The 17,274-nt window shown below is 39.4% G+C and carries 15 protein-coding genes and 1 pseudogene; 7 read left to right on the forward strand and 9 right to left on the reverse strand.

The features are described 5' to 3' along the window. Nucleotides 1-17 precede the first annotated feature (17 nt). The 5 genes from CVS89_RS07180 to galU form a co-directional block, all read right to left on the reverse strand. Nucleotides 18-1,418 (reverse strand): aspartate ammonia-lyase, encoded by a 1,401-nt coding sequence (locus tag CVS89_RS07180; RefSeq protein WP_107847639.1) that lies wholly within the window; start codon nt 1,416-1,418, stop codon nt 18-20. A 493-nt stretch (nt 1,419-1,911) separates the two neighbouring features. Beyond that, on the reverse strand, nt 1,912-3,501 hold the full coding sequence (gene abc-f, locus CVS89_RS07185) for a ribosomal protection-like ABC-F family protein (RefSeq protein ID WP_103594124.1): 1,590 nt from the start codon (nt 3,499-3,501) through the stop codon (nt 1,912-1,914). 60 nt (nt 3,502-3,561) lie between these two features. Beyond that, nucleotides 3,562-4,107 (reverse strand): DUF1287 domain-containing protein, encoded by a 546-nt coding sequence (locus CVS89_RS07190; protein WP_107847638.1) that lies wholly within the window; start codon nt 4,105-4,107, stop codon nt 3,562-3,564. A gap of 3 nt (nt 4,108-4,110) precedes the next feature. Further along, nucleotides 4,111-5,331 carry a glucose-6-phosphate isomerase gene (locus CVS89_RS07195; RefSeq protein ID WP_107847637.1) on the reverse strand — a complete coding sequence of 407 codons (1,221 nt, stop codon included), beginning with the start codon at nt 5,329-5,331 and terminating at the stop codon, nt 4,111-4,113. Then, nucleotides 5,328-6,149: a UTP--glucose-1-phosphate uridylyltransferase GalU gene (galU, locus tag CVS89_RS07200; RefSeq protein ID WP_107847636.1), complete on the reverse strand. Its 822-nt coding sequence runs from the start codon at nt 6,147-6,149 to the stop codon at nt 5,328-5,330. Before galU ends, CVS89_RS07195 begins: the two co-directional genes overlap by 4 nt. A gap of 126 nt (nt 6,150-6,275) precedes the next feature. Here galU and CVS89_RS07205 point away from each other — a divergent pair, with 126 nt between their 5' ends. The 7 genes and pseudogenes from CVS89_RS07205 (at nt 6,276) to CVS89_RS10155 (ending at nt 12,052) form a co-directional block, all read left to right on the forward strand. Next, complete coding sequence (locus CVS89_RS07205) at nt 6,276-6,911, forward strand: IMPACT family protein (protein WP_107847635.1); 636 nt, start codon at nt 6,276-6,278, stop codon at nt 6,909-6,911. 36 nt (nt 6,912-6,947) lie between these two features. After that, on the forward strand, nt 6,948-7,763 hold the full coding sequence (gene lgt, locus CVS89_RS07210; RefSeq protein ID WP_107847634.1) for a prolipoprotein diacylglyceryl transferase: 816 nt from the start codon (nt 6,948-6,950) through the stop codon (nt 7,761-7,763). A gap of 119 nt (nt 7,764-7,882) precedes the next feature. After that, nucleotides 7,883-8,581, forward strand: a complete 699-nt coding sequence (locus CVS89_RS07215; RefSeq protein WP_035142502.1) for a fumarate reductase cytochrome b subunit — start codon at nt 7,883-7,885, stop codon at nt 8,579-8,581. Between the two features lie 14 nt (nt 8,582-8,595). Next, entirely contained in the window at nt 8,596-10,614 is a 2,019-nt protein-coding gene (locus tag CVS89_RS07220; protein ID WP_103568587.1) for a fumarate reductase flavoprotein subunit, read from the forward strand. Then, the gene (locus CVS89_RS07225) at nt 10,607-11,326 is read left to right on the forward strand and encodes a fumarate reductase iron-sulfur subunit (RefSeq protein WP_004317555.1); all 720 of its coding nucleotides are present in this window, start codon (nt 10,607-10,609) and stop codon (nt 11,324-11,326) included. The genes CVS89_RS07220 and CVS89_RS07225 overlap by 8 nt, the downstream gene beginning before the upstream one ends. Before the next feature lie 340 nt (nt 11,327-11,666). Continuing rightward, nucleotides 11,667-11,899: pseudogene (locus tag CVS89_RS10050) on the forward strand (restriction endonuclease); the annotation flags it as partial. A gap of 27 nt (nt 11,900-11,926) precedes the next feature. Further along, complete coding sequence (locus CVS89_RS10155; RefSeq protein WP_269778494.1) at nt 11,927-12,052, forward strand: hypothetical protein; 126 nt, start codon at nt 11,927-11,929, stop codon at nt 12,050-12,052. A 223-nt stretch (nt 12,053-12,275) separates the two neighbouring features. Here CVS89_RS10155 and CVS89_RS10055 read toward each other — a convergent pair whose 3' ends face one another. From CVS89_RS10055 to CVS89_RS07245, 4 genes are all read right to left on the reverse strand, one after another. Continuing rightward, nucleotides 12,276-12,668 carry a pirin family protein gene (locus tag CVS89_RS10055; protein ID WP_343218631.1) on the reverse strand — a complete coding sequence of 131 codons (393 nt, stop codon included), beginning with the start codon at nt 12,666-12,668 and terminating at the stop codon, nt 12,276-12,278. Beyond that, the gene (locus CVS89_RS10060) at nt 12,665-13,006 is read right to left on the reverse strand and encodes a pirin family protein (protein ID WP_232523964.1); all 342 of its coding nucleotides are present in this window, start codon (nt 13,004-13,006) and stop codon (nt 12,665-12,667) included. Before CVS89_RS10060 ends, CVS89_RS10055 begins: the two co-directional genes overlap by 4 nt. A 171-nt stretch (nt 13,007-13,177) precedes the next feature. After that, nucleotides 13,178-15,010, reverse strand: a complete 1,833-nt coding sequence (locus CVS89_RS07240) for a dynamin family protein (protein WP_107847632.1) — start codon at nt 15,008-15,010, stop codon at nt 13,178-13,180. After that, the gene (locus CVS89_RS07245; protein WP_107847631.1) at nt 15,003-17,084 is read right to left on the reverse strand and encodes a dynamin family protein; all 2,082 of its coding nucleotides are present in this window, start codon (nt 17,082-17,084) and stop codon (nt 15,003-15,005) included. Before CVS89_RS07245 ends, CVS89_RS07240 begins: the two co-directional genes overlap by 8 nt. Between the last annotated feature and the right edge of the window lie 190 nt (nt 17,085-17,274).

Consider the following 17,274-nt stretch of genomic DNA (forward strand, 5'->3'; position numbering starts at 1 on the left):
ATACTTTGCTTAAAATTTTACTTAACCATGCTCGGATTTAGCATATTTTTAGGCTCTAAAATCTTATCTATCTCTTCTTTGCTTAGATAGCCTCTCTCTAGGCAGATATCGCCAACTGCTTTACCTGTTTGAAGGGCTTCTTTAGCGATACTTGCTGATTTTTCGTAACCGATATATGGGTTAAATGCTGTTACGATACCAACTGAGCCAAGAACTGATTTTAGGCAAGCCTCAGGGTTTGCTGTAAGTTTTTTGATAGCTTTTTCAGCTAGTGTTTTCATAGCATTTTCAAGGATAAATATAGAGTTAAATAGTGCATAAGCGATGCCTGGCTCAAACGCATTTAGCTCAAATTCGCCTCTTTCAGAGCAAAGCATAATAGTTACATCGTTGCCGATTACTTCATAGCACGCTTCACCTACAACCTCAGCGATAACTGGATTTACCTTACCTGGCATGATTGAGCTGCCTGGTTGCATTTGAGGTAAATTTATCTCGCCAAGACCGCATCTTGGACCTGAGTTCATTAGTCTTAGGTCGTTTGCAATTTTTGAAAGTCTAACAGCTGCGGTTTTAAGCGCACCACTTACATGCACAAAGTCTGCAGTATCTTGTGTAGCAGCGATGAAGTCATCAGCCTTTTTAAAATCAACTCCAGTGATCTCTTTTAGTTTTTTAACAACTACATTTTTATACTCTGGGTGGCAGTTGATGCCTGTACCTATCGCAGTTGCGCCCATGTTTAGATGTGTCATTGACTCTCTAGCAGCTGTGATCTTTTCAATGTCACTTTTGATATAGCTTGCAAATGCGTTAAAAGTGTTGCCAAGTGTTGTAGGGACGGCATCTTCAAGCTCTGTTCTACCCATTTTAATGATATCTTTAAATTCTTTTGCTTTTTTCTCAAGCTCATCTTTTAGTAAATTCATAGCAGCAAGCAAGTCAGTAAGCTTTGCATAAGTTGCTACTTTAATAGAGCTTGGATAAGTGTCATTTGTGCTTTGTCCAAGGTTTGTGTGATCGTTTGGATGGATGTATTGATACTCGCCTTTTTTATGACCAAGGCTCTCAAGTGCGATGTTTGTGATAACCTCGTTTGAGTTCATATTTGTACTTGTTCCAGCACCACCTTGAACCATATCAACGACAAATTGATCTAAAAACTCACCAGCTATTACTCTATCAGCAGCTTTTGCTAAAGCATCAGCTATCTTTGGATCTAAAACGCCAACCTCTTTATTTGCAAGCGCAGCAGCTTTTTTGATCTGTGCAAATGCCTTTACAAAGTATGGATACTCTTTTAATATTCTACCACTCATGTGGAAGTTCTCAGTAGCCCTAAATGTTTGGATACCATAGTAAAAATTGTCAGAAATTTCCAACTCGCCAATAAAATCATGTTCTTTTCTGGTTGCCATAACAGCTTCTCCTTAGTAAAAATTTGTTACCGAGTGAAATTATATAGGTATTTGAGGTTTTAAATATTAATGACTACTTATTTTTTTTAAGCTTTAAGCTTTTGACTTGATATGGCGCTTTTTGGAATAAAATTATATTTCATATTTAAGCTAATTTTTAGGAATTTGCTTGTCTAAATTGTTATATTACTAATAATATCACTTTTTTATTATATAAAAAGGGTCAAATTAACTCAGATTTGTCCTACACTTTAAGTTTAAAAGCCATTTTTGAGAAAATTTAACAAAAAATTAATGTAAATTTAAAGTTTATACAACATAAAAATAAAAAAAATTAAGTTAAACTTTAATTATAATATTAATTCGTGACACATTTATATGATGAAAATTTAAAATTTGCAGTTCTATACAAATTTACAAATTCGCTTTGGGTAGTAAATTTAAATGGGTAAATTTAAACTGCCTCTAGAAAAACTAGAGGCAAAATGAGCATTTATGCTTCAAGTCCTAAATTTGCTCTGTATTCTTCGTATGTGCCTTTAAAATCAACGACTTCGCCATTACCTTTTAGGTGTAAAATTCTATTTGCAAAGGCATCTATTAGCTCCCTGTCGTGGCTCACGCAGATGACTGAGCCATTAAAGTTGTAAAACGCCTCGCCAAGCGCGATGATAGCCTCGAGGTCGAGGTGGTTATTTGGCTCGTCCATGACAAGCAAATTTGGTCTGTGAAGCATGAGCTGAGCTAGTCTTACTCGGTGTTTTTCGCCGCCGCTTAGTGCGCCTACTGCCTTTTCTTGTTCAGCACCGCTAAAGAGCATCCTGCCAAGGCACTTTCTGATCTCGTCGATGTCCTTGTTTTTGGCATCTTGCAAGTATTCATAAAGCTTTAGCTCGCCATCTATCTTATTTACCGTATCTTGCGCAAAATATCCTAGCTCGATGGTAGCACCTATATGCACCTCGCCTGCGTCAGGCTTTATCTCGCCCATTATGATCTTACAAAGCGTGCTTTTACCAACGCCGTTGTGGCCGATGATAGCTAGTTTATCGCCCTTTTCAAGCTTGAAATTTAACCCGTCAAATATCACTTTATCATCAAATTTCTTACTTACATTTTTAAGCTCTATTAGCTCATTGCCTATCTCGCGGTTTGCACGAAAAAGTATGCTTGGATCACGCCTGCTTGAGACTGCGATCTCGGCAATATCTAATTTTTCAAGCTGCTTTGCACGTGAAGTCGCCTGCTTTGCCTTGCTCGCATTTGCTGAAAATCTCGCGATAAATTTCTCCAGCTCCTCTTTCTCTTTTAGCTTCTTGTCACGCTCCATCTCATGCTGCTTTGCGATCAAATTTGCAGCCATATACCAATCATCGTAGTTGCCTGAAAACTCGCGAATTTTCTTAAAATCCACATCCAAAATGTTTGTGCAAACTCTATTTAAAAAGTGCCTGTCGTGGCTGATAACCACAAGCGTGCCCTCGTGGCGGTTTAGCTCGTTTTCTAGCCACGCGATCGCGTCTATATCAAGGTTGTTTGTTGGCTCGTCTAAGAATAAAATGTCTGGCTTTGGAAAGAGCACTTGAGCTAGCAAAACCTTAACTTTATCTGAGTTTTCAACCTCGCTCATGAGCTTGTCAAATTCATTTAGACCAAGCGAGCTTAGGATTTTTTCTATCCTAGTCTCATACTCGTAGCTTGGATCCTCCTCAGCACTTATCATCTCAAGCTCGCTTAAGCGCTCATTTATCTCATCAGTAAATTCCTCGCTCATATAGAGCTTTTCTTTCTCTTTTACAGCGTCGTATAGGCGTTTGTTACCATAAAGCACCGCATCTTTTAGCGTGAAATTTTCAAACGCAAACTGATCTTGCCCAAGCACACCAACCTTTAGTCCATTTTCTATGATGATCTCGCCGCTAGTTGGCTCGATAGCTCCACTTAAAATTTTTAAAAATGTCGATTTACCAGCGCCATTTGCGCCGATTAGTCCGTATCTGTTGTGGCGATTTAGCTTTAAATTTACATCCTCAAATAGCAAACTACTTGCAAATCTTTGAGTAAGTCCCCTAACTTCTAACATTATTTTTCCTTGAATTTATTTTTTGCGATTTTGCCTAAAATTTGATTAAAAAGCCATTTGCTACTTTAGCCTAAAGTGCCCCGTGATCTTGTAGCTATAAAGTATGTTTTCTTCTTGCACACCAGAGCCGATATTGTGGATGACAAGTGGTGTTTTGGCGTAAAATTTATCTGAGATCACGCCGATGTGAGGCAAATTTCCTGGTAGCATCCAAGTGACGATATCGCCTGGCAAAAATTTATCATCACTCACCTCAAAACCTTTTCTTTTTAGATAGGTAGCGATGTTTATAACACGCCTGTGATCGATGTTTTTATCAGCCTTTTTAAGCCCCCATTTTTTAGGATAGCTTGCGAAATTTTTGCTCATATCTTCAAAAATGAGCCTTTGCAGATCCATATCTTGATGCCGCAAAGCCCTTACTACAACGTCGGTGCAAACGCCCTTTTTGATATCCACGTCGCCCATTGGGTAAGCGAGCCGCTCGTAGCTTGGATCGTAACTTATCGTCACGCCGATCTGTGACCTAGCGTCATTTACAAATTTGCTCGCCGAAAAGGCAAAAATTTGCGTGGCAAAAAGAGCTAAAAGTAGAAATTTCTTCATTTTCTACTTTAAAAGCATGGTTTTTAAGATACGTTTTCCTATCTCAACGCCTGGCTGATCATAGGTGTTGATGCCTAGCATGATACCAGTAGCCGAGGTCAGTAGCTCGTAGTAAAAAATGAGCCAGCCAGCGTGAAACTCATCAAGCCTCTCAAGCGTGATCGTATCGACACTTATGCCCTCTTGCACCAGCGCCATAGCCGTTGCATCGCACTGCAAATTTATAAGCTCATTTAGGCTTAGACCCGCCACAAAATCGCACTCTTCAAGCCCTTTTAGGCTCAAATTTGGGATAGTCTTGTCGCTTGCGTGATCTTTTATCTTTATAAATGTCACACTCTTATCTTTTACGCCGTCCATGATAAGCTGTAAAAAGCTGTGCTGATCGCGACTGCCGACAAGTCCAACTGGCGTAAGACCGACCCTTTTATAGCCTCTTTTTTTACCAAGGCTCTCAGCCCAAAGCTGCACGTACCAGTCGTTAAATTCAAAAAATCTATCACAATAGCTAAAAATGACATTTATGCTGGCATTTCTGCTAGTAGCGTAGTGGTAGGCTTTTGCAACTATGGAGCTATCTTTTTGCTCGATGTATTGCTTCTTGCAAGCAAGCGCGCCATCTAAAAGCGCCTTTATATCGTAGCCGCAGATACCAAGAGGCACAAGGCCGATCGCACTTAGCACGCTAAATCTCCCGCCAACATTTTTTGGGATATTAAAAAATTTAATGCCATTTTCTTTGGCAAAATTTTCTAAATTTGTGCCTGGATCAGTGATGATGAGGAAATTTTTGCCCAAATTTTGAGGCTTAAAGTCATCAAGCAAACACTTAAAAATAGTGATCGTCTCGATCGTGTTGCCTGATTTTGAGCTTATTATAAAAAGCGTCTCGTCAAATTTAACCCCACTAAGCGTGCTTTTGTAGCTACAAGGATCGACGTTATCTAAAAATAAAAGCTCTCTTTTTATCCCTTTTGTGCCATCAAGCATTGATTTTAGCGCCTTTACGCCAAGACTGCTACCACCAATGCCAACAAGTACTACATTTTTGATATGAGCTAGCCCCTTTTCATACTCCCGGGTCTCGCCAAGTAAATTTTGCCCAAGAGCTGGCAGGTGGTAGTAGCCTATCTCGCCGCTTTCGTACTCGTCGTTTATGCGCTTGGCGTAAGAGTCGATGACCTCGCTGCTTGCAAAGTTAAATTTAAATGAAGTCTCTATCATTTACTGCGCTCGTAAAAGAAATTTGTAGCCTCGACAAAGCCATCGATGCTGCCGCAGTCAAACCTCTTGCCCTTAAATTTATAAGCTAGCACCATGCCATCTTTTGCCTGCGTTTTTAGTGCGTCCGTGATCTGAATTTCGCCGTTTTTGCCCGGTTTTGTTCGCTCTAAGATGTTAAAAATATCTGGCGTTAGGATATAGCGCCCAATTATCGCTAAATTTGTCGGAGCCTCAGCAGGATCAGGCTTTTCAACCATATCATCAACCATTATAATATCATCTTCTATAAACCTACCGCTTACGACGCCGTAAGACTTGGTCTGCTCTTTTGGCACTTCCATCACAGCAACGACGCTGCAGCGGTACTTTTCATAAATTTTAACCATCTGCGAAAGCACGCCCTCGCCGTTTTCATTTATGCATAGATCATCTGCCAAAATAACTCCAAATGCTTCATCTCGAACTAGCGTTTTGCCCGTATAAATGGCGTGTCCAAGCCCTTTCATAGCATTTTGCCTAGTAAATGAAAATGTGCATGAGCTCATTAAATTTCTAACTTCGCTAAGCAGTGACTCTTTTTGGCTGCCTGCAATCTCTTTTTCTAGCTCGTAGCTGATGTCAAAATAGTCCTCAAGCGCCCTTTTTCCGCGTCCTGTGACAAAGGCCATATTATCCATGCCAGCCTCAAGCGCCTCATCAACGCCGTAGTGAATGAGCGGTTTTGTAAGGATCGGTAGCATCTCTTTTGGGAGCGATTTTGTAGCTGGTAAAAATCTCGTTCCATATCCAGCCGCTGGAAATAGGCAAGTTTGTATCATTTTAGTCCTTCGTGAAAAATTGCAAAATTCTACTATCTTTTCCTTAATAATATAAATTTATCTGAATTTACAAGGCTTTAATTAGCAAATTGATAAGATTTTTAAAATTTTAAAAAAAGAGCAAATTTGCAGACGATTGATAGGATTTTTAAAGCCCAGCTTGATATAAAAAAGTCAAATTTCTTAGCATTTTTATGTCCGATAAGCTCGTTTAAAAGCTTGCATGAGCGCCTAAAAGAGGAGCATTTTAAGGCTGTTCACGTAGTTTGGGCGACAAGAGAGCTAAACAAATACGGACAAATAGTCGAAAATCAAAGCGATGATGGCGAGCCAAAGGGCACTAGCGGCCAGCCAAGTCTAAATGCCTTGCGAGGAGCTGAGCTAATAAACGTTGGGGTCTTGATAGTTCGCTACTTTGGCGGGATAAAGCTTGGCACTGGAGGGCTTGTAAGAGCCTACTCAGGGGCTGTGAATGAAGCGATAAACGAGGCTATAAAAGATGGTGGTGTGATGAAATTTGAGATAAAAGATGAGGTTAAATTTTTTACGCCATTTTCGTTGATGAGCCGCTTTGAGCACCACTTTGCCACTAAAAATTTAAGTGAGTTTGAAAGAGAATTTAATGACCTTGGAGCGATCTGGAGCGTAAATTTAAACGAGGCCGAGTTTGATGAGCTGTTTAAATTTTGCAAAGAATTTGAAGCAAGCGAGTTTAAATTTCTGGCCTTGCCACTTGGTAGCAAAGCGCTGTTTATTTATTAATTGTAAAATCGCATAAATTTAAAAAGAAAGTAAAAAATGGAAATTTGGAACGACATTTATAACCACTTTAACCCAGTCGCCTTTAGCCTCTTTGGCTTTAGCGTGCACTGGTATGGGCTTATGTATATTTTGGCCCTTGTTTTAGCACTTGCCATGGCAAAGTATCTCGTTAAAAAAGATGATATCCCTATATCAAATCAGCTTTTGGATAACTACTTTTTTTGGGTAGAGATAGGCGTTATTTTAGGCGCTAGACTTGGCTGGGTTTTAGTATATTCAGGCGAAGTAAGCTACTACTTGACACAACCTTGGCAAATTTTTAATCCATTTCATAACGGCGAATTTATAGGAATTCGTGGCATGAGCTACCACGGAGCAGTAGTTGGCTTTCTGCTTGCGACATATCTATTTTGCAAAAGGTATAAACAAAATTTATGGCAGCTACTTGATCTTTGCGCCATCTGCATACCTTTTGGCTATACATTTGGCAGGATCGGAAATTTCTTAAATCAAGAGCTTTTTGGCAGGGTTACAGACGTGCCTTGGGCGATAAACGTCTTTGGTCAGCCAAGACATCCAAGCCAGCTTTATGAAGCATTCTTAGAAGGTTTAGTTATTTTTGTCATTTTATTTTTATATAGAAAATATAAGAAATTTAATGGCGAACTCATAGCACTTTACGCCATTTTATACACATTTGCAAGATTTATTTGTGAATTTTACAGAGAGCCTGATTCTGGACTTGGATTTATTATTTTTGGTCTATCGATGGGGCAAATTTTATCACTTATTATGTGTGGGCTCGGAATTTTTGTCTATATTAAACTTTATAAGAGTTTTACGAAAATTTAATGTCAATATTTAAAATTTATTAAAGTAAAGTTCTGATAGCATTAGCTTTATCAATTAATGCTAATGTTTAAATTAGTATTAAGAAATGATAACTTATTTCAAATTTCTTAGGAGGGCTCATGACCGGGCTTATAGAAGGTTTTTTGGGGAAACGGTCGGACGGCAAAAAAAGCCGCACACCAGCCGCTTGGGATAGATGGCAAAGTATTACAGGATTTATTCTAGCCTGTTTCATATTGTGCCATATGGTTTTTACTTCTACTATACTACTTGGCAAAGACGCATTTAACGCTGTCGTAGGATTTGCAGAGGCTAAATTTTTATTTGGTGAGGCTACTTGGTGGATCACAAATGTTATAGCTGCTGTTATCTTTGTAGTTTTTGTTACTCACGCCTTCTTGGCCATGAGAAAATTTCCTGCAAATTACAGACAGTATCTAATGTTTAGAGGCCATAAAGACCGCATGAAGCACCTTGATACCACACTTTGGTGGTTCCAGTTTTTAACAGGCTTTGCTCTATTTTTTGCAGCAAGCGCCCACATAATCGATATCATCTTTGGTGGTCACATCACAGCTGATAAGTCAGCCGCTGCTTTTCACAAACTAGAAATTTTCTACTTCGCACTACTTGTTTTCATGGTCGTTCACGCTGGCGTTGGCATGTACCGCTTGTATGTCAAGTGGGTAAGTATTGATGGCGCAAACAAACACGAAATGCTTGCTAAAAGAAATAAGGCAAAGACAGTTGTATTTGTCATTTATGGCATACTTGCTGTGATTGCGCTAATCGCCGATTTCGTGTGGATCAGCCATTAAAAAGGAGCTAGAAGATGAATGTAAAATATTATGACGCATTAGTAATTGGTGGTGGTCTAGCTGGTCTTAGAGCTGCTGTGGCTGCTGGAGAAAAGGGCTTAAGCACCGTAGTTTTGAGCCTCATCCCTGTAAAACGCTCTCACTCTGCTGCTGCACAAGGCGGCATGCAAGCAAGCCTTGGTAACTCTAAAATGAGTGAAGGTGATAACGAAGATGTACACTTTGCTGACACGGTAAAAGGTAGCGACTGGGGTTGTGATCAACAAGTTGCACGTATGTTTTGTCAAACTGCTCCAAAAGCGATTCGTGAGCTTGCAGCTTGGGGCGTGCCTTGGACTAGGATCACAAAAGGCGAAAGAAGCGCTATCATCAACGCTCAAAAGACAACTATCGTTGAAAAAGAAGAGGTTCATGGCCTTATCCACTCACGTGACTTTGGTGGTACAAAAAAGTGGAGAACTTGCTACACAGCTGACGCAACTGGTCACACCATGCTTTTTGCTGTTGCTAACGAAGCGCTTAAACACAATGTAGAAATTCACGACCGCAAAGAGGCGATTGCTTTGATACACCAAAATAATCGCTGTTACGGCGCGATCGTTCGTGACCTGGTAAATGGCGAGATCACAGCTTATGTTTCAAAAGGCACACTTATAGCAACTGGCGGATACGGCAGAGTTTATAAACACACTACAAACGCTGTTGTTTGCGAAGGTATCGGTGCTGCGATCGCACTTGAGACTGGCGTAGCTCAGCTTGGCAACATGGAAGCTGTTCAGTTTCACCCAACTCCGATCGTCCCATCTGGTATTCTTTTAACAGAAGGTTGCCGCGGTGATGGCGGAATTTTACGTGATGTTGATGGATACCGCTTTATGCCTGATTATGAACCAGAGAAAAAAGAGCTAGCTAGCCGCGATGTCGTTAGTCGCCGTATCATGGAGCACATCCGTGCAGGCAAAGGTGTGCCTAGCCCTTATGGCTATCACGTTTGGCTTGATATCTCTATCCTTGGACGCGAGCACATCGAGAAAAATTTACGTGACGTTCAAGAAATTTGCGAAATTTTTAACGGCATCGATCCTGCTGACACTGAAGTATATACCGACGAGACAGGACATCAGCGTGGCAAAGGCTGGGCACCGATCCTACCTATGCAGCACTACTCAATGGGCGGTATCAAGACAAAACCAACTGGCGAGAGCCCAACACTAGCAGGTCTATTTAGCGCTGGCGAGGCTGCTTGCTGGGATATGCACGGCTTTAACCGCCTTGGTGGTAACTCAGTTTCTGAGACAGTCGTCGCAGGTATGATCGTTGGTGATTATTTTGCAGATTACTGCGCTAGCCATGAGATCGAGATAAACACAGCTGATATCGAGAAATTTGTTAAAAAACAAGAAGATTATCTACTAAGTCTTGTCAATAAAGAGGGTAAATTTAACGTCTTTGATATCAAAAACAAGATGAAAGAGGTAATGTGGGAGCACGTTGCGATATTTAGAACAGGCAAAGGTCTAGAGCTTGCTGTTAAAGAGCTTGAAGCACTTTATAAAGAGTCACTTGATGTAAAAGTAAGCAACAAAGCACTATTTGGCAACCCAGAGCTTGAAGAGGCTTACCGCGTGCCAAAGATGCTAAAACTAGCGCTTTGTATCGCAAAAGGTGCGCTTGATAGAACAGAGAGCCGTGGTGCTCACTGCCGTGAAGACTATCCAAAGAGAGATGACCTTAACTGGCTAAACAGAACGCTTACAAGCTGGAAAGAAGGCGACACTATGCCAACTATCACTTATGAGCCACTTGATATCATGAAGATGGAGATGCCGCCAGCATTTAGAGGTTATGGTGCAAAAGGAAATATCATCGAGCATCCAAACAGTGCTATCCGTCAAAAAGAGGTCGATGAAATTCGCGAAAAAATGCAAGCAGAAGGCAAAAGCAGACAAGAAATTCAAGAGGCTTTGATGCACTATGACCTTCAACCAAAATATAAAGCACCAAATGAAAGAGCAGGTATAGGAAATGAGTAGAAAAATAACCATAAAAGCTTTTAAATACAATCCTTTAAGCAAAGTTTCAAAGCCTCATTTTGCGACTTATGAGCTTGAAGAGACTGATGGTATGACGCTATTTATCGCGTTAAATCAAATTCGTGAGAAATTTGATCCAGATCTCAGCTTTGACTTCGTTTGTCGTGCGGGAATTTGCGGTAGTTGTGGCATGCTAGTAAATGGCAAGCCAAGCCTAGCTTGCAGAACCTTAACAAAAGACTTTGAAAGCGGTGTCATAGAGCTTATGCCTTTGCCAGTCTTTAAACTACTAAAAGATCTAAGCGTAGATACTGGTAACTGGATGAACGCTATGAGTAAGCGCGTCGAGAGCTGGATACACACAGATCATGAGACAGATATCTCTAAGCTTGAAGAGAAAGTTGAGCCAGAAGTCGCTCAAGAAGTTTTCGAGCTTGATCGCTGTATAGAGTGCGGAATTTGCGTCGCATCTTGCGGAACAGCTATCATGAGACCTGATTTCATCGGCGCTGTTGGTCTAAACAGGGTTGCTAGATTTAAGATAGACGCACTTGATAAGAGAACTGATGAGGACTTTTACGAGCTAATCGGCGATGATGATGGCGTATTTGGTTGTATGACTTTGCTTGGCTGCGAAGACAACTGCCCAAAACACCTACCACTTCAAAGCCGCATAGCTTATATGCGTAGAAAAATGGCTGCTATAAAGTAGCAAAGGGGCTGTAAAAAGCCCCAAATTTATTTAAAAACTCTACAAACAGACACCAAGATGCAGATACAAATATCTAGCGTTGCAAATAAGAAAAATACAAATATTAAAAGTGGAAACGACAAGACTAAGCCCATTATATAGCCAAGTGGTAAGGTAATAAAAAATAAAAGACCAAAGCCAACACTAAAGCAAAAAAATAGCGCGAACAATGAAGCAATCACGTTTATAAATAAATTGATATTATCAGAGAAAAACTCTGTTAGGCTTACATATTTCATGCGGTGATTATAGCTTTTAAGATTAAAAAATTGATGAAAATTTATCTAGCATTTTAGAAAAAATGGACTATGGGACTGGGAGCCTTACAAACAAAGGATTAGAAGGCGGGATAGACGGCATTATAGACGAAGATGAGCTAGAACTTTCTAAAATTTACATCCAAGCAAAGAGATATAAGGATGGCAGCAACATAGGCAGGCAAGAGATACAGCAGTTCATCGGTGCTATCTCAAATAAAAATACCAAAAAGGCGTCTTTATCACTACAGCGAAATTTACAAAAGAGATCCAAACGTTTGCTAAAGATAGTCAAAACTTTAGCGTGGTCTTAATAGATGGCGACAGACTAACTGAGCTAATGATAAACTATAAAGTAGGTGTTCAAACAAGCCAAATTTATGAAATTTGCAAGATCGATACCGACTTTTTTGACGAAAATAATTTTTAAGGCGTTGATTTGAAATTATCTTTTGCTATTTAAATTTTAAAACAAAACAGTAAAAGCAAGCTTTGTGGCATCATTAAATTTATACAAAAAGGCTTTAATTTTTAAGATTTTACTTTTGTAAGGCTTAGCAAGACTCTATCTTACAAAGCTTTACAAATAAACCAAGACTAAAAATAACAAAATTTCTAAAATACGCACGCAGCCTTAACCACGTGCGTTTTATTTAGTTTTCCACCGGTATCTGCCCAAATTCTCCTCTGCGATAATCATCAATTGCTTGATTAATCTCCTCTTTTGTATTCATCACAAACGGTCCATATCCTACTACTGGCTCATCTATCGGCTCACCTGAGAGAAGTAGTATCTTTGCCTCACCACCCATAGCTTTTATGACTACTGCACCGCTAGCGTTTTCAAATCTTACTAGTTGTGTTTCACTTGCTTTTTGTGAGTTATTTATTATCACATTGCCACGCAAGATGACCAAGCTTAGATTGTGGCTTGCTGGTAAGTCTAGCGTTATCTTACCATCTTCTTTTATGCTTATATCCCAGACATTTAGCGACGTAAATGTATTTGCAGCACCCCTTGTGTTCTCATACTCACCAGCTATTATCCTAGCTGCACCATTTCAAAAAGCCCACCTTTTTGACTAAATTCTTTTGAGTGAAATTCTTGATGAGTTACTCCTGCACCAGCCGTCATCCACTGCACGTCACCTTGCTTTATGACACCGCCACCACCTGTTGAGTCTCTATGCTCGACCTCACCAGCATAAGCGATAGTTACCGTCTCAAAACCTTTGTGCGAATGCTCGCCAACGCCACGAGATTGTCTATTATTTGGCTCAAAATACTGCGGTGCTGCATAATCAAGCATCAAAAAAGGATTCGTTCCTTTATCAACTTCATCCATATGTGTAAAAAGCGGATATACTAAAAATCCATCACCCACCCAGTGCTAGCTTTTTGGATTGTAAATTTTGCTAACATTTCTCATGTTTTCTCTTTATTTTTATTTTCGTGCGGAGATTATAAAAAGGCACCATTGACATATAATTTAATTTCAGTAAATACTTATTAATTTTCTTAAATAAATCTTAGACAAATAAATCAAAAGTAAATTTCACTTTAATATCACCGAACTCTCTTGCAGTTTTTCTAGCTTTAAAATTTGCTCTTTTGGCTTTGCCTTTAGGCGCTCAAGCATCGCTATTTTTTGGGCGTAAATTTCATTAAATTCTGTCTTTATGTCAAGCAAAGTTTTATTTAAAAACGAGTTATTTGAGCACATAAGATCGTCAAATTCATAAAGACTAAAGGCATTTAGCATGCGCTCATAAACCTCTTTAGCGCTTGGGATATAAAGTGGCGTGCCCATTTGCAGGTGCGAATTTAGCGAGTTTTCGATCTTTTGCTTTAGAAAATAAACCGCAAGCTTAAGCGCATTTTCGTAGTTTGACGCAACCTTTACGTCAAGCTTTTCAAAAAAGAGCGATATCTTTTGCGTCGCCTTAAATTTGGCATTTTCATACTCTCTTAAGAAATTCTCATAGGTCCTGCCAGCGTAGGTGTTTATCGATTTTGTCTCGTAGTTTGAGGCAAACTCATCAAATGGATTAAAGCTCTCGTAGCGAGATTTGTAAACGAAAAGCTCATCTTCTAAACTTTTATAAAGCCCATTAAAAGCCGATATGATCTCATTTTCAAGCTCTTTTAGGTCTTTTTTGTAGCGTTTAAAAAATTTAGAAAAGACGATATCTTCGTAGATGAGCTTTGAAAAGACCTCGTCCGTGTCAAGGCTTATCATCTCAAAGTTCTCGCGTTTATAAATTTCTTTGTTTAAGAGCGTCTTTGCTGGGTTAAATTTTGTCCTAGAAAATGGCTTAAGCAGCTTAAAAACTTCATCACTTGCAAGCTTTATGGCCTCGCTCATATCGCTGTATCGCAGGGCGATTTTAGGCTTAAACTCCTCTTTTATCGCTTCTAGTTTTTCTTCAAGCGTGGTATTAAATTTATCTAAAATTTCATCAGCTGCGCCATAAACTTTAAGGCGATTTTCTTGCTCGCTAATCAAAAAATTTACTATCTTTTTCGCCCTTGCTTTTATGAAATTTTCTTTAAAACTGGCACTTAAAAACGTCTCTTTTACCGCGCTTAGTGCTTTAGCGAAATTTGAGCTTTCTAGCTCGCTCTTGTTTTCATTTGTGATGCCATGGAGTGCTTGCTTTGACGAGATAGCGATGATATCTTCAAAAAGCTCGCCATAAGTTTGCCTAGCGTGCTTTAGCAAGCTTTCAAGCTCGTCCTCGCCTAGCTTATCCTTTTGGTTGATGAAGCAAAGAGCCTTTATATCGTTTGTCCTTAAAATTTCTTCTACGCTTTCAAGCTCACTAGCCTTTGCAGCGTTGTTTGCGAGGCTTAGCCAGATCGCGCCACAGACCTTTTTTAGCGTATTTTTGGTCTCTTTTGTGTCGGCATCTCGTAGTGAGTTTAGCCCGGGCGTGTCGATGAAATTTACCTCTTTTAAAATTTCACTTGGCGCATAAAGTGTCATGCTCTTTATCTGCTCGCTCATGGCGTTTAGCTCTGCAAGCTCGCTGCTAGCTAGCAAGCTCTCGTTACCATTTGTAAATTTCACGCTAAGAAGTGGCATCTTTGCAAATTTTAGCCGCACAGCCTTTGCCGTGACAGGCGTTAGACCTGATGGCAAGATGTTTTGTCCAAGCAGAGCGTTTAAAAATGTTGATTTGCCACTTGAAAACTGCCCTATAACAGCGATTAGAGGCGGCTCATTTAGAGTGTCGATTAGTAAATTTAGGCTCTCTTTTATCTCATCGCTTGCGTGCAGGCTTGGATCATTTAGCTCATTTACTAGCCTTGCTAGCTCACCCTTAAAGTCACTTGTAAAAACCTTAAAATATCTCGCCTTATAGGCATTTATAAACTCATTAAACATTTTCTAGCTCCCCTAAAAGCGAGCAAATTTCATCTTGCAGGGCGTTTTGCTCTTTTAGTTTTAAAAGTGAGTTTTGATTTTGCGAGCTAAGCTTTTCTAGCTCACGATCTAGCTCTTTTAGCCTCTTATCAAGCGTGGCTTTTTGAGTGGTTTCATAGGTTTTTATGAGATTTAAAAGGCGATTTTTTTCATGGTCAGTTAAAATTTCACAAAATTGAGAGATATTTTTATCTTTTAGTAAGCCCTCTTTTAAGCCTAAAAGTGCTTCACTTGCGTCACTTGAAATTTTAGCTCTAAATGCAGCTAAAAGCTCCTTAAATTCAAGCTTTACGCCCATTTGCTCTAAAAAGTCATTTATGTTAAAAATCTCATCTTTGCTCATAGCATAATCATCAAAATTTAAAGCGATATTTTGCTCGCACGATCTTGTTTGCACCAAAGTTTCGTTTCTAGCCTCTCTCATAAGTGCCATCACACCGTCTCGAAGTGTCGTTTTTGCGATTTGCTCTAGGCGATCTAAATTTAAGCTTTGCTTTTTGCTTTTGCAGTAGGTTATCTCGCTTTTTACCTTATCATTTAGGTTTTGCAAAAGCGTCTCAAGCCCCATTTTATAGATGTTTTTAGTGTTGCTACTTTCAAGCTTTGCAAGCTCATTTTTGGTTAGGCTTTCAAGTTTAGAGAAATTTTCGCTAAGTGCGTTTTTGACGTTTGCCTGCTCGTTTTGAAGCTTTTTAAGCTCCACTTCATAAGCTTTGAGCGACAAAATTTCAGCCTTAGTGGCTTCAAGCTTGCTATTTAGGATATTTTTTAGCTCCTTTTGATACGAGCTTAAGATAAGGGCTGATTTTTTAGAATTTTTGCCAAAGAGCACCTCGTAAAGATAGTCCTTAAACTCCTCTACGCCGCTATTTGCAGCGCCTTCTAAGTAGCTTTTTGCACTAAGCGCAAAATAATCAATCTCCACGCCATTTATCTGTTCGCCAATCGCTTTTTTAGTGTAGTTTAGCGTCTCGTTTAGCTCTTTAGCGCTTAGCTCATCAGCGTGAGTTAGCACCACAGCAATCCTTACGATGTGCGAGTTTTCAAGGCATTTTTTCAAAAAGAGAGCGTCTTTTTGCGTGGCACTTTGTGAGGCGTTCATGAGGTGGGCTAAAAGGTCACACTCTCTCATAAAATTTGTAGTGATCTGCTCTCTTAAAACCACCGCATCATCGATGCCTGGCGTGTCTATGATGCAGACGTTGTCCTTTAAAAGCTCTAAGTCGTCATAAAGCTCGACGCTTTTTACGAGATTTGCTGTTTTTGAGCTTGAAGAGGTGTAGTTTTTTATCTCACCTATGCCGATATCTACGCTTTTGCTTGGTAAATTTTCACTTGATATGCCAAGTACCAAAAGCTCATCTAAGGTGTAAAAATTTACCCTTGCAAAGCTATCTTTGGAGTATTTTAAAATGGTTAAATTTATCGTTTCTGGCACGTTTGAAGCGCCAAGGACGGACTTGTTTAAAAGGGCGTTTAAAAGGGTTGATTTGCCAGAATTTATGACGCCGCTTGCAGCTATGTTAAAAAGCGTTTCGTTTGATCTTTTTTTGGCAGCCATAAGCGCCTCTAAAAATGTTTTATCACTATCAAGTAAGCTTGCTTTTTCGTTTATCTCATTTAAAAAGTCTAGGTTTTTATGGAAGTGATCTTTTGGCTTGGTATGAGAAATTTTAGCCTCATTAGCGCCTTTGTTTTTGCTTATGATCTTTTCTAAAAAGGTAAATTTCTCATCATCTATGATCTTTTCATCGCACAATATTTTTAGGTATTTTACTATCTCATCACTTGAAATTTTAGCCTCGTTTAGTGCTTTAAGAGTCGCAAGCTGCGCACTTTGTATGCTAAATATATCTAGCTCAACCTTAAGCCTTTTTAGCACCGCTCTAAACTCATCAAGCGCCATAAACTGGTCTAAATTTCTCTCGTCGCAAACTAGAAGAAGAGCTAGCAGATCTGGGTAAAATGGCACGCTAGCAGCAGCATTTGTGTAAATTTTATTTGCACGCCAAGCCTGTTTTAAAAACTCATCCATAAAGACTCTTTTTATTGATATTTTGGGATTTTATTAAATTTTTACTTATGAAGCTATCAAAGAAGAGTTACGAGCTTTAGTAGATAGTAAAATATAATTTTAACTTCTCAAAATAGCGAATTTGCTCTTATTTGAATGAACTAGAGCATGCTTTTAAAATGTAATACTTTTAAACTTAAAGATATTTATT

Source organism: Campylobacter concisus, from assembly GCF_003048615.2.
Lineage (GTDB): Bacteria > Campylobacterota > Campylobacteria > Campylobacterales > Campylobacteraceae > Campylobacter_A > Campylobacter_A concisus_C.